This window comes from Phenylobacterium sp., from assembly GCF_004799395.1.
GTDB lineage: Bacteria > Pseudomonadota > Alphaproteobacteria > Caulobacterales > Caulobacteraceae > Phenylobacterium.
Genome location: NZ_SSMZ01000292.1, coordinates 1 through 12,550 on the forward strand (window position 1 = coordinate 1; position 12,550 = coordinate 12,550).

The 12,550-nt window shown below is 67.3% G+C and carries 15 protein-coding genes; 9 read left to right on the plus strand and 6 right to left on the minus strand.

What is annotated here, in order from left to right; all coding sequences use genetic code 11:
- Nucleotides 1–67 precede the first annotated feature (67 nt).
- From E8A12_RS18905 to E8A12_RS18920, 4 genes are all read left to right on the plus strand, one after another.
- Nucleotides 68–919: an enoyl-CoA hydratase-related protein gene (locus E8A12_RS18905; RefSeq protein WP_293371689.1), complete on the plus strand. Its 852-nt coding sequence runs from the start codon at nt 68–70 to the stop codon at nt 917–919.
- Nucleotides 920–959: 40 nt separating this feature from the next.
- Nucleotides 960–1,370, plus strand: coding sequence for a DUF1489 domain-containing protein (locus E8A12_RS18910; protein WP_293371691.1), 411 nt, complete (start codon nt 960–962; stop codon nt 1,368–1,370).
- 105 nt (nt 1,371–1,475) lie between these two features.
- Nucleotides 1,476–2,309 carry a division plane positioning ATPase MipZ gene (locus E8A12_RS18915; protein WP_293371693.1) on the plus strand — a complete coding sequence of 278 codons (834 nt, stop codon included), beginning with the start codon at nt 1,476–1,478 and terminating at the stop codon, nt 2,307–2,309.
- A gap of 2 nt (nt 2,310–2,311) precedes the next feature.
- Nucleotides 2,312–2,743 carry a molecular chaperone DnaJ gene (locus E8A12_RS18920; protein WP_363212480.1) on the plus strand — a complete coding sequence of 144 codons (432 nt, stop codon included), beginning with the start codon at nt 2,312–2,314 and terminating at the stop codon, nt 2,741–2,743.
- On the opposite strand, the gene E8A12_RS18925 is transcribed toward E8A12_RS18920, so the two are convergent.
- Nucleotides 2,744–4,042 (minus strand): D-alanyl-D-alanine carboxypeptidase family protein, encoded by a 1,299-nt coding sequence (locus tag E8A12_RS18925; RefSeq protein ID WP_293371695.1) that lies wholly within the window; start codon nt 4,040–4,042, stop codon nt 2,744–2,746. It lies immediately after the preceding gene.
- A 309-nt stretch (nt 4,043–4,351) separates the two neighbouring features.
- Here E8A12_RS18925 and phaP point away from each other — a divergent pair, with 309 nt between their 5' ends.
- The 4 genes from phaP (at nt 4,352) to E8A12_RS18945 (ending at nt 7,302) form a co-directional block, all read left to right on the plus strand.
- Entirely contained in the window at nt 4,352–4,786 is a 435-nt protein-coding gene (phaP, locus tag E8A12_RS18930; RefSeq protein WP_293371697.1) for a TIGR01841 family phasin, read from the plus strand.
- A 134-nt stretch (nt 4,787–4,920) separates the two neighbouring features.
- The gene (locus E8A12_RS18935) at nt 4,921–5,382 is read left to right on the plus strand and encodes a RidA family protein (protein ID WP_293371699.1); all 462 of its coding nucleotides are present in this window, start codon (nt 4,921–4,923) and stop codon (nt 5,380–5,382) included.
- 10 nt (nt 5,383–5,392) lie between these two features.
- A complete protein-coding gene (locus tag E8A12_RS18940; protein ID WP_293371701.1) occupies nt 5,393–6,139 on the plus strand; it encodes a glycerophosphodiester phosphodiesterase in 747 nt (248 codons plus the stop codon).
- Nucleotides 6,136–7,302: a GNAT family N-acetyltransferase gene (locus E8A12_RS18945; RefSeq protein WP_293371703.1), complete on the plus strand. Its 1,167-nt coding sequence runs from the start codon at nt 6,136–6,138 to the stop codon at nt 7,300–7,302. Before E8A12_RS18940 ends, E8A12_RS18945 begins: the two co-directional genes overlap by 4 nt.
- A 58-nt stretch (nt 7,303–7,360) precedes the next feature.
- Here the strand turns inward: E8A12_RS18945 and E8A12_RS18950 are convergent, their stop codons facing one another.
- Together E8A12_RS18950 and E8A12_RS18955 are read right to left on the minus strand one after the other, a co-directional pair.
- Entirely contained in the window at nt 7,361–8,035 is a 675-nt protein-coding gene (locus tag E8A12_RS18950) for a PEPxxWA-CTERM sorting domain-containing protein (protein ID WP_293371705.1), read from the minus strand.
- A gap of 146 nt (nt 8,036–8,181) precedes the next feature.
- A complete protein-coding gene (locus E8A12_RS18955; protein ID WP_293371707.1) occupies nt 8,182–8,781 on the minus strand; it encodes a DUF4287 domain-containing protein in 600 nt (199 codons plus the stop codon).
- 54 nt (nt 8,782–8,835) lie between these two features.
- Here E8A12_RS18955 and E8A12_RS18960 point away from each other — a divergent pair, with 54 nt between their 5' ends.
- Complete coding sequence (locus tag E8A12_RS18960; RefSeq protein WP_293371709.1) at nt 8,836–9,273, plus strand: HIT family protein; 438 nt, start codon at nt 8,836–8,838, stop codon at nt 9,271–9,273.
- Nucleotides 9,274–9,306: 33 nt separating this feature from the next.
- Here the strand turns inward: E8A12_RS18960 and E8A12_RS18965 are convergent, their stop codons facing one another.
- From E8A12_RS18965 to clpS, 3 genes are all read right to left on the minus strand, one after another.
- Nucleotides 9,307–9,474 (minus strand): hypothetical protein, encoded by a 168-nt coding sequence (locus E8A12_RS18965; protein ID WP_293371711.1) that lies wholly within the window; start codon nt 9,472–9,474, stop codon nt 9,307–9,309.
- A gap of 166 nt (nt 9,475–9,640) precedes the next feature.
- A complete protein-coding gene (gene clpA, locus E8A12_RS18970; protein ID WP_293371713.1) occupies nt 9,641–11,971 on the minus strand; it encodes an ATP-dependent Clp protease ATP-binding subunit ClpA in 2,331 nt (776 codons plus the stop codon).
- A 6-nt stretch (nt 11,972–11,977) separates the two neighbouring features.
- Nucleotides 11,978–12,307 (minus strand): ATP-dependent Clp protease adapter ClpS, encoded by a 330-nt coding sequence (gene clpS / locus E8A12_RS18975; protein ID WP_293371715.1) that lies wholly within the window; start codon nt 12,305–12,307, stop codon nt 11,978–11,980.
- Between the last annotated feature and the right edge of the window lie 243 nt (nt 12,308–12,550).

Below are 12,550 nucleotides of genomic sequence, written 5' to 3' on the forward strand. Positions count from 1 at the left end.
GTAACTGTGGCCCCGCTTTCCTCCCTGGCGCGTTCGAACCAGGGCGCACTCGGAAGGAACCCCACCCGTGTCAGACCCGCTCGCCAATCCCATCGCCGACCCTCTGGTCGAACTGCCTGACGTCAGCCCCACCGCCGGCCTGGTGCGGATCGATGGCACGCCGACCGGCGCCGTCACCGTCACCCTCAACCGGCCGCAGAAGAAGAATGCGTTCCACGCCGACCTGATCTCCGCCATGGCCGAGGCGTTCGAGACCCTGCGCGGCGCCGAAGGCGTGCGCGTGGTGTTCCTGCGGGGCGCCGGCGGCATGTTCAGCGCCGGGGCGGACCTCGACTGGATGGGCGAAGTGGCGGACTGGCCGGAGAGCGACAACCGCGAAGACGCCTACGCCATGGCCCGCATGCTGAAGGCGCTGTGGGACCTGCCGCACCTGACGGTGGCCTTGGTCGAGGGCGGGGCGTTCGGCGGCGGCGCCGGCGTCGTGGCCGCCTGTGACACCGCGATCGCCACAGCCGACGCCAGGTTCAGCTTCTCCGAGGTCAAACTGGGCCTCATCCCGGCGACGGTCAGTCCCTATGTGGTGGCGGCGATCGGTCCGCGCGCGGCGCGCGGACTGTTCGCCAGCGGTCAGGTGTTTGACGCCGGGCAGGCTCTTCGCCTGGGCCTGATCGGGGAGGTCGTCGCTGACGGCGCCGCCCTGGACGCCGCACAGGCGCGAATCTCGGCGGAGATCTTCGCCTGTGCTCCCGGCGCGGTGGCGGACGCCAAGCAGTTGGTGGCCGACGTCCAGGGACACCCGATCGACGAGGTGATGATGCGCGAGACCGCTCGCCGCATCGCCGCGGCGCGGGTCGGACCGGAAGGCCAGGAGGGCGTGCGCGCCTTCCTGGAACGCCGCAAGCCCAGCTGGGCGACCTGAGGCCCTGGCCAAATCCCGGGTCCGGCCCTAATCCAGGGCCATGGCGCTTCACATGATCAAGCTCTGCGTCGGCGCGGCGACCGTCGAGGAGCTGCTCGACTGGCACGCGGCGCATCACGGCGCCGGCGATCCCTGGATCATGCGCACGCGCCAGACGCCCAAGCGCGCGGCCGAGATGACCGACGGCGGCTCGCTCTACCGGGTGTTCAAGGGCGTGATCCTCTGCCGGCAGGCGATCATCGAGGTGAACACGGTGGGCGAGGGTGTCGCCGCCCGTTGCGAGGTGACGCTCGATCCGACGCCCGTCCGGGTGGCGCCCACGCCGCGCCGCGCCTTCCAGGGGTGGCGCTATCTGGAGCCGAAGGACGCTCCGCAGGACCTCTCCGTCGAAGCCTTTGGCGATGTTCCCACAGAGCTCGCTCGCCAGCTGCGCGAGGCCGGCGCCTGGTAGTTGTCCACAGGGGCGCGGCCACGCGCGCGTTGACGCGACTCCGGCGCGGGCGCTCCTCTAGGCGCAAGTGAGTCGGCCCGGGCTGACCCTGAGGGAGTTAAGATCATGCCGCAGGCCAGTGTCATCGTGGTCGGCAACGAGAAGGGCGGGGCGGGCAAGTCCACGATCGCGATCCACACCGCGACCGCCCTGCTGCACGCGGGCGTGACCGTCGCCGTGCTGGACCTGGATCTGCGCCAGCAGTCGACCTCGCACTTCTTCGCCAATCGCAGGGCGTGGCTGGCCGCGAACGGCGTCGTCGCGCCCATGCCCGTGGAGCATCCGCTGAGCAGCGACGGCGCGGCCCTGGCGCGCGCCACCGACGAGGAGGCCCTGGCCCGCTTCGAGGAGGCCTTCGCCGATGTCTGCCAACGCGCCGACTTCGTGCTGATCGACACGCCCGGAAGCGACACCGCCATCAGCCGCTCCGCCCACGGCCAGGCCGACCTGATCGTCACCCCGATGAACGACAGCTTCGTCGACTTCGACATGCTGGGCGTGGTCGATCCGGTGACGCTGGAACTGAAGCGCCACAGCCTCTATTCCGAGACCGTCTGGAACAGCCGCAAGGCCCGCGCCGTGAAGGACCGCAAACAGATCGACTGGGTCGTGCTGCGCAACCGCCTCGCCCCCACCGAGGCCCGCAACCGCAAGCGCCTGGAGGAGCGGATCGAAACGCTCTCCCGCAAGGTCGGTTTCCGCATCGGCCCGGGTCTGCGCGACCGGGTGATCTATCGCGAACTGTTCCCCTTTGGCCTGACGGTGGCGGACCTTTCGCCGAGCATACGACCGGTGGTCATGTCGCTGCAGCACGTCGCCGCGCGCCAGGAACTCCGGGCGCTGATGACGGCGCTCGGTCTCTCGGGCTTCTCCGACGCCGAGCAGATCGCCGCGGAGTAGCCGTGCTGCTCTACCTCGCCCTTGGGGCCGCGGTGCTGTGGTTCCTGGTGGGGCTGGGCCGCGGCAGCCGGGTGCTGAAGCGCCGCGAGTGGCGGCTGATGTCCGGCGCGTTCTCCATCGCGGCCTTCGCGGCGGCCGCCTATGTGGGGATGCGCGGCGGGTGGGAGATCTCCATCGTCCTGGTCGTGCTGGGCCTGTGGCTGGTCACCACAGCGCGGATCAACGCGCCGCGCGCGCCGGCTCCGCCGCCCAGCTCAAGCGAGATGAGCCTGAAGGAGGCCCGATCCATCCTGGGCGTGGGGCCGGACGCGACCGAACCGGAGATCCAGGCCGCCTACGGCCGCCTGATCCGCATGGCCCACCCGGACAAGGGCGGCACCACCGGGTTGGCCGCCCAGCTCAACGCCGCGCGGGACCGGTTGCTGCGCGACTGATCAGGCCGGCTCGATCACCATGCAGGCGAGCCGCTTGGCCTTCATGGCGTGGCAGGCGTCCCTGGCGTCGGCTTCGGTGAGGCCGGTGAACACCGCCTTGTAGTTGCGGCCTTGCTTCTCGGCGGCGCCACGGGCGCCATCCACGTGCTCGGCGAACTTCTTCTCGACCAGGGCGATCTGCCTGTGGGCGTCGGTCTTGGAGCGGAACTCGCCCACCTGGACGGCCCACTTGGCCTTGGTGACCTTCGCCGGTTCGCCGCCGCGCTCGCGGCCGCTGGCGATCGCGATCTTGCCGGCCTTGGCGGCGGGCGCGCCGGTCAGCTCGATCTTCAGCTGGTCCTGCTCGCCGTCGCCCTGTTCGGTCGGCGGGCGGACCACCGGGCCGTTGAGCTCAGTCGGTTCGAACATGTTCTGGGCGACCACGATCTTCTCGCCGTTGGCGCGACGGCGCATGACGTCGAAGCCGGTGAGCAGCAGGTCCTCGGCGTTCTGGTCGCGCTGGGCCGTGGTCGGCCCGCCCATGACAACGGCGATCAGCCGACGGTTCTCGCGTACGGCGCTGACGGCGAGGTTGAAGCCCGACGCGTTGGTGAAGCCGGTCTTCAGCCCGTCCACGCCGGGCATGCGGCCCAGGAGGTGGTTATGGTTGGCGATGGTCTGACCACGGAAGCGGAACTCCTGCATCGAGAACAGCTTGTAGTACTGCGGGTAGTCCCGCATCACCGCGCGCGACAGGATGGCGATGTCCCGCGCCGTGGTGAGCTGACGGCTGTCCGGCAGGCCCGAGGCGTTCACGAAATGGGTGTTCTGCATGCCCAGTTCCTGGGCGCGCAGGGTCATCAGGGCGGCGAAGCGGCTTTCGGTGCCGCCCAGCTTTTCGGACATGGCCACGGCCATGTCGTTCGCAGACTTGGTGGCCATGCCGTCCATGGCGTCCTCGACACTCACCGAGTCGCCGGCGCGCACGCCCAGCTTCGTCGGCGCCTGGGCCGCGGCGTGCGGGGACACCATCACCCGGTCGTCGAGGTGCAGCTTGCCCGAGGCCAGCGCTTCGAACGTCAGGTAGAGGGTCATGATCTTGGTGATCGACGCCGGATAGCGCGGGCTGTCAGCGTGCTTGGCGTAGAGGATCTCGCCGGACTTTGCGTCGACGACGATGGCCGCATATTTGGTCTGCGACGCGGCCAGCAGGTTCTGGAAGTAGGGGATCTGCGCGCTCGCCGGCGTGGCGATGGCGGTGAGGGCAGTCGTGGCGGCCAGACCTAACGCTAGGAACAGGCGGCGGGCGTGCTTGATCATGCTTCGTCCGTCGAATCAAAGGTTTGCGAACGGCCGCTGGACCGCCCTTGAATCTCTGTACCATGACAGCCCGAACCTGAAATTAGAGTAAACAGGAGTTGAACGGGCTCTTTTGTCGCGGTGCGCCGCGGCACCTGCGAAACCGGCGTTCCCCAAGGGGAAATCACGCCATTGTGCACTGCACAAAAACCCATTGACTGCTGCACTGCAACATGAGAAAAAGATGCCGTGTTTAACGGGCTCCCGAGCCCTCGATTCGTCTAACGACCCCCGCGGCGTCCGCCGCACCTCTGACCCAGGAGTTGACCAATGGCCGCCGCCGAAGCCGTGAAGTCCACCGTCGACCAATTCACAGCCGCCTCCAACGTCGCCTTCAAGGACGGCGTGGAAAAGACCCTCGCCGCCCTGAACGACGCCAACGCGCACTCCAAGAAGAACCTGGAAGCCGTCGTCGCCTCGGTGACCGCCGCCACCAAGGGCGCCGAAGCTCTGGGCGCGCACGCCATGGCCTTCTCGAAGAGCTCCTTCGAAAGCCAGGTCGCCGCCGCCAAGTCGCTGTCGGCCGCCAAGAGCGTGCAGGAAGTCGTCGAACTTCAGACCTCCTACGCCAAGACGGCGCTGGAAGCCTACATGGCCGAAATGGGCCGCATGACCGAGATCGTTTCGGCCTCGGTGAAGGACAGCATGAAGCCGCTGAACGAGCGCGTGACCGCTATGGTCGAGCGCGTCCAAGCCGCCCGCTAAGAGAAGTCACCCGCGTACGGCCGGGGCCTGCGGGCTCCGCCGATGGGTTTGAAGGCCCGGAGCCCCCCCGCTCCGGGCCTTTTCTCGTTGGGGCCGCCTTTTCCTTACGAAGGGAGGGCGCTAGACCTTCGCCTATGTCCCAGATCGAAGACCGACTGGCCGCCGCGGGCGTTGTCCTGCCGCAGCCGAACGCCCCCGTCGCCAACTACGTCCCCTTTGTACGGGTCGGCGAACTCATCCACATCTCCGGCCAGGTGTCGCTGGACGCCAATGGCGGCATCAAGGGGGTCGTCGGCGAAGACGTCGACCTGGCCACCGCCCGCGCCGCAGCGCGGCTGTGCGGCCTTTCCCTGCTGGCCCAGATGCGCGCGGCCTGCGAAGGCGACCTCGACCGGGTGGTCCGCGTCGTGAAGCTAGGCGGCTTCGTCCAGGCCGGGCCGGGATTCTTCGAGATCCCGCAGGTGATCAACGGCTGCTCCGACCTGATGGTCGAGACGTTCGGCGACGCCGGGCGTCATGCCCGCTCGGCGGTCGGCGTCTATCGCCTGCCGATGAACTTCGCCGTGGAGGTTGACGCGGTGGTGGCCGTCTCGTGAAGGACCGGTCATGAAGGATAGATTCGGCGAGGCCTGGGAACGGCTCTTCGAGCCGGCCATAGCCCATCGGGGCCTATGGAGCCCCGATGGCCCGCCGGAGAATTCCCTGGGCGCCTTCCAGGCCGCCTGCGCCGCCGGCTACGGCATAGAGCTGGACGTCCAGCTCTCCGCCGACGGCGAGGCGATGGTGTTCCATGACGACGACCTGGAGCGGATGACCGGCGTGACCGGCCGGATCTGCGACCGCACCGTCGCCGAGCTCTCCGGGCTGCGCCTGGGGGGCACGGACGAGCGCATCCCAACCCTGCCCGAGACCCTGGCCCTGATCGGCCGCCGCGCCATGGTCCACATCGAGCTGAAGACGCCCTACGGCCACGTGGGTCCGCTGGAACAGCGCACCCACGAGATCATCATCGACCACGCCGGCCCGGTCTGCGTGATCGGCTTCAATCCCTATTCCCACGCCTGGTTCGCCGAGCGCTTCCCAGGCGTGATGCGCGGCCTCGACTCCTATTCCTACAAGCGCGCGCCGCAGCTCTCCGAGGATCAGCGGGTCAGCTTCGCGCGCCTGGAGCATGTGGCGATCGCCAAGCCTCACTTCCTGGCGCTCGGTCTCGACATGCTGCCCAGCGAGCAAGCCAATGGCTTCCGGATCGAGGGTCTGCCGATTGTCGCCTGGACGGTGCGCGACCCGGCCCAGTGGGAGGCGATCCGCGACGGCTGCGACAACCTGATTTTCGAGGGCTTCGCCGCGTGAGCCTGAAGCCGGCGGTTCGGGTCTGCCGGCGCATCGCCGAGATCGGCCGCGAGGCTTGGGACGCCTGCGCCTCCAATCCCGCCTACGCCGGCAATCCCTTTGTCCAGTACGACTTCCTGGACGCCCTGGAGGCGTCGAACTGCGCGGTCGAGCGCACCGGCTGGGGGCCGCAACACCTGGCGATCGAGGATGAGGCCGGCGCGGTGGCTGCGGTCATGCCCCTCTACCGGAAGTCCCACAGCCAGGGGGAATACATCTTCGACCACGCCTGGGCCGACGCCTATGAGCGGGCCGGCGGCCAGTACTATCCGAAGCTCCTGTCCGCGGCGCCGTTCACACCAGCCACGGGACCGCGCCTGCTGGTCCGGCCGGACGTCGACGCCGATGAGGCGCGGCGCTTCCTGCTGGGCGGCGCGCTGACGCTCTGCGAACGTTACGGCTCGTCATCCTTCCACGTGAACTTCCCCACCGAAGATGAGTGGCGCTGGATGGGCGAGCAGGGCCTGGCCCAGCGCGAGGGCCAGCAATACCACTGGCACAACCGCGGCTATGGCGCCTTCGACGACTTCCTGGCCGCGCTTTCGTCGGGCCGTCGCAAGACCATCAGGCGCGAGCGTCGCGACGCCGTGGAAGGCCTGGAGATCTTCTGCCTGACCGGCGCTGATCTCGGCGAGGCGCATTGGGACGCCTTCTTCGGCTTTTATATGGACACCGGCTCGCGCAAGTGGGGGCGGCCGTACCTGACCCGGCAATTTTTCTCGCTGTTGGGTGAGCGGATGGCGGATCGGGTCTTGCTGATCATGGCGCGGCGGGAGGGCCGCTGGATCGCCGGGGCCTTGAATCTGATCGGCGACGACTGCCTCTACGGGCGCAACTGGGGCTGCGTCGAGGACGTGCCCTTCCTGCATTTCGAGCTCTGCTACTACCAGGCCATCGAGTGGGCCATCGGCGCCGGTCTGGCCCGCGTCGAGGCCGGCGCGCAAGGCCAGCACAAGATCGCTCGAGGCTACCTGCCGAGCCCCGTCTACTCCGCCCACTACATCGCCGACCCCGCGCTGCGCGGCCCCGTCGAACGTTTCGTGATGCAGGAACGTCAGGGCGTGGAGCAGGAGATGGAGTGGCTGACCGAGGAATATTCGCCGTTCCGCAAGGATGAGGCCTGAAAAGATAAGGGCCGCCTTGCGGCGGCCCTTTCCCGATTCGTCGTCGCGCGGCGCCCTATCAGGCGGTCGCGGCCGCCGCGGCGCGCCGACGCGAACCGCGAAGCGCGGCGCCCAGGCCCCCGAAGCCCACAAGCATCAAAGCCCAGCTCGCCGGTTCCGGAACCGCGCCGCCGTTGGAGATGGTCAGATCCAGGCGACCGTTGCCGTAGTCGCCGCCATAGTTCCAGCTCGTGCTGCTCGGGCCGCCATTGCTGTTGTTCCACACGAAGTAGTCGAAGCCGCCGCCGCCCGAACCCAGCGGCATGCCCGTCGTGCCCTGGCCGTCGTTGTTCGCCCCGAAAACGCTCAGATAAGCGACATAGACGGTCCCGGCCGTGACCGCGACATCGGGGGCAAAGGTGTAGGCTCCGCCATGGTCGGCGGCCACGTCGGCGCTGTTGGACAAGGTGCTGCTCACGCCACAGCCGTACGCGAAGCTGTCGCCGCAGCTCCAGACGCCGATGCCGCCGTAAAGCGTGCCGCCGATTGCGCCGTCCAGGTACATGGTGAAGTTGGAAAGGTCGCCGCTGGCCTGAGCGGTGAAGACTTCGCCATAGGTCTGGCTGTCGGTGAACCCAAACTCGTAGATGTCGTCGGTCTGCGGCCCATTGGAATAGGTCTGCGCACCCGCCGCGGACGCCGCCGTCAACAAGGCGACAGCCGCGCTGGCCGCCAGAAGCTTCAGATTACGCATGATCAATCCCCAAAAATCGGACTCTGTCGAATCACGCCTCACGCGTGAAAAACTAACGTCGTGAGGGTTCTATGGACGCTTCCCCACGCCATGCAACAAGCTTCCCCTTGCACGGGAGTGGGCCGAAAAGTGGTCTGCGTCGCGTGCTAGGAGCGCTCCCACGCCGCCCGCAGAAGCGCCTTCACCGATGGGTCGACTTGCTTCGGATCGTCCAATAAGAGCCTGGCTTTCAGCCGCTCCGACCAGCTCTCGTTCTTCGGCGCTTCCAGCCGAGGGTCGGCGTCTGGCGTCAGCGCCAGGCCCAGCATGGCCTTGCCGCCCTTCATCGGCCGCACCGAGGCGAACTGGAACTCGCGTGAGAAGGCGGTGAACTGCTTGCGCTGGCCCATCACCACGTTCGGCAAGACGGTGGCGGCGGCCTGCACCGCCTCCAGGATCGCACGCGAGGCCGGGTCGGTCCAAAGCGCGGTGCGAAGCGTATCGCCCTGCGCCCAGCCGCCGATCTCCGACGGGAAGGCCACGTTCAACACATGCATGGCGCGGTTCTGCAGCAGGCCGTAGTTGGCCTTCAGCCAGGCCGCGCGGGCGCGCGGCCTGGTCTCCGGGCAGGTCTTGGCGATGGCGACCCACTCATCGAGGGACTTGCCGGTGTCGCGCTCCAGGCTGGCCTGCACCGAGGCGAACCATTTTTCCTGGCGGGGCGAGAGCCCAGACGGCGGGGCGATCGGCTTGGCGTCGGCGGCCATCGTTTCAACCTCCAGGGCGATTTGCTACGACGTCAGTCGAGTTGGGAGCATGCGATGAGCTTGGACGGGACCTACGACGGCGGCAACATCTTCGCCAAGATCCTGCGCGGTGAAATGCCGGCCGCGCGTGTCTTCGAGGACGATCACGTCCTGGCCTTCATGGACGTCTTCCCGCAGGCGAGGGGCCACACCCTGGTGATCCCCAAACATTCCGCCGCCCGCAACCTGCTGGACGAGGACCCGGCGGTGCTGAGCCAGGTGATCCTGGGCGTCCAGCGGGTGGCGCGAGCGGTCCGTGCGGCGCTCAATCCGGACGGCATCGTGGTGACCCAGTTCAACGGGGCGCCGGCGGGCCAGACCGTCTACCACCTGCATTTCCACATCATCCCGCGCTGGGAGGGCGTCGCGCTCGGCCGGCACGCCGCCGGCGGCATGGCCGATCCGGCGGAACTCAAGGTCCTGGCGGAGCAGATCGCCGCCCAGATCAGCTAGACGCCCGCGCTCCCGCCTGCGCGGGCGGAACGGCTAGCGCCAGTGGCCGGGAATCCAGGCGCCGTAGCGGTCGTAGTGGCCGGGCGCCCAGACGCCGCGTTCCTGCACGACGACGCGCTCGCGCGCGGGGTAGGTGGCGCAGGCGCCCAGGGTCGAAGCGGCGACGCTCAGTAGTGCAACGGTCAGAAGGGTCTTTTTCACGGGGGGTTCTCCTCTAGCGAGCCGGACCTTTGGCAGGTCCACAGTGACGCTAGGACGGTGAAGCTGAACTGCCCGCGAGCCGACCGGTCACCCGGCGTTCATCGCCGCGCATACGAAAAAGCCCCGGGCGCGAACCCGGGGCGTTCCGTGTTTCCGAGCCGATCGCCTATTCGACGGTGAGCGCCGCTTCGGCCTTGTCCTGCGCCGGGCTCTCGACGACCGGGGCGCCGGGCTCGCGATCGTCGCCCTCGATGTCGAAGGCGAGCTTGCCGTCGCGGAGCACCACCTTGACGTGGCCGCCCTTCACCAGCTTGCCGAACAGGATCTCGTCGGCCAGCGGCTTCTTGATGTTCTCCTGGATGACCCGGCCGAGCGGGCGGGCGCCATAGAGTTCGTCGAACCCGTTCTTCGCCAACCAGTCGGCCGCGTCGTCGGTCGTCTCGATGGTCACGTGACGGTCGGCGAGTTGGGCTTCCAGCTGCATGATGAACTTCTGGACGACCTGCTTGATGATCTCCGGCGTCAGCGACTTGAAGGCCACCACCGCGTCGAGGCGGTTGCGGAACTCCGGCGTGAACACCCGCTTGATCGCCTCCTCGGCCTCGTCGTCCTGCTTCCCGCGGCCGAAGCCGATGGAATTGCGCTGGGCGTCGGCGGCGCCGGCGTTGGTGGTCATGATCAGGACCACGTTGCGGAAGTCGATCTTCTTGCCGTTGCTATCCGTAAGCGCCCCGTGGTCCATGACCTGCAGGAGGATGTTGTAGACGTCCGGGTGGGCTTTCTCGATCTCGTCGAGCAGCACGACCGCGTGCGGGTGCTGGTCGACAGCGTCGGTCAGCAGGCCGCCCTGGTCGAAGCCCACATAGCCGGGAGGCGCCCCGATCAGGCGGCTCACAGTGTGGCGCTCCATGTACTCGGACATATCGAACCGCAGGAGTTCGATGCCGAGGGTGGAGGCCAACTGACGGGCCGTTTCCGTCTTGCCGGTGCCCGTGGGACCCGAGAAGAGGTAGGAGCCGATCGGCTTGTTGGCGTCGCGCAGGCCGGCCCGGGCCATCTTCATGGCCGCGGAAAGCTGGTCGATGGCGTCGTCCTGGCCGTAGACCGCGCGCTTCAGGTCGCTTTCCAGCTGCTTCAGCGCCTCGGTGTCGGTCTTGGACACCGACTTCGGCGGGATGCGGGCGATCTTGGCGACAACCGCCTCGACCTCCTTCAGGCCGATGATCTTCTTCCGCTTGCCCTCGGGCAGCAGCATCTGGCTCGCGCCGGCCTCATCGATGATGTCGATGGCCTTGTCCGGCAGCTTGCGGTCGTTGATGTACTTGGCCGACAACTCCACCGCCGCCTTGATGGCGTCGTTGGTGTAGCGGAGCTTGTGGAACTCCTCGTAGTAGATCTTCAGCCCTTTGAGGATCTTGATCGTGTCGTCGATGGTCGGCTCGTTGATGTCGATCTTCTGGAACCGGCGGACGAGGGCACGGTCCTTCTCGAAGTGCTGGCGGAACTCCTTGTAGGTCGTCGAACCCATGCACCGCAGGGTGCCTGAGGCCAGAGCGGGCTTCAGCAGGTTGGAGGCGTCCATCGCCCCGCCCGAGGTGGCGCCCGCGCCGATCACCGTGTGGATCTCGTCGATGAACAGCACCGCGTCGGGGTGGTTCTCCAGTTCCTTGACCACCTGCTTCACGCGCTCTTCGAAGTCGCCGCGGTAGCGGGTGCCCGCCAGCAGCGAGCCCATGTCGAGCGAGAAGATGGTCGAGCCGGCCAGGACCTCGGGCACCTGGTGGTTGACGATCTTGCGCGCCAGGCCTTCGGCGATGGCGGTCTTGCCGACCCCAGGATCGCCGACCAGCAGGGGATTGTTCTTGGTGCGCCGGCAGAGGATCTGGATGCAGCGCTCCACCTCGGCCGAGCGGCCGATCAGCGGGTCGACCTTACCCTGCTTGGCCTTCTCGTTGAGGTTCACGCAATAGGCTTCCAACGCCTCGCCGCCGGTCTTGACGGTGGGCTTGTCCTCGTCGTCCGAGGCGCCCTTCACGGGCTTGGATTCCGTGGCGCCGGCCTTCTTGGCGATGCCGTGGGCGATGTAGTTGACTGCGTCGTAGCGGGTCATGTCCTGCTCCTGCAGGAAGTAGGCGGCGTGGCTCTCGCGTTCGGAGAAGATCGCCACAAGCACATTGGCGCCGGTGACTTCCTCGCGGCCCGAGGACTGCACGTGGATCACCGCGCGCTGGATCACGCGCTGGAAGCCCGCGGTGGGCTTGGCGTCCTCGCCGTCGTCCACGACCAGCGAGCGCAGTTCGGTGTCCACGTAGTTGGTGAGCGTGGTCCGAAGGGCGCCAAGGTCAACGTCGCACGCCCGCATGACGCCGGCGGCGTCCTCGTCGTCGACGAGGGAGAGAAGCAGGTGTTCGAGGGTCGCATACTCATGCTTGCGCTGATTGGCGTAGGCCACAGCGCGATGAAGGGATTCCTCGAGGGGGCGCGAAAATGAAGGCAAAGGCCTCTAGTCCTTTTCCATGGTGCACTGCAGCGGGTGCTGATGCCGCCGCGCCGTATCAACGACCTGGGCTACTTTTGTTTCCGCCACCTCGTAGGTGAACACCCCACAGACCCCCACGCCATGCTGATGGACGTGAAGCATTATGCGAGTCGCGTCTTCGCGCGACTTATTGAAGAACTGCTCAAGCACATAGACGACGAATTCCATTGGCGTGTAGTCGTCGTTCAAGATCAGCACTCGATACATCGAGGGCTTCTGTGTCTTGGGCTTGGTCTGGGTGACGACCGCCGAGCGAATGCCCGTGTCCTGATCACCCATCTTACGTTCGGCCATTCAATCGATCTCCTGGCGACGCGCCGGATCGCCGCCAATCGATTAGATATGCAACTCGCCCCCATTTGGAAGGGTCGAATCGTCACGGCGCCTAGCGAAACCGTCGGCGGGCACTGTAATCCGCTGCTATTGCCATCCGGTTTCAGGGCTCAGTCGCGTTTTGCGCCGCGATTTGCCCGAAAAATGCGCCCCGATGTGACCGCGCCGGGGCCGAAGCGGGCCCGGATGGCGTCCAGCGTCTTC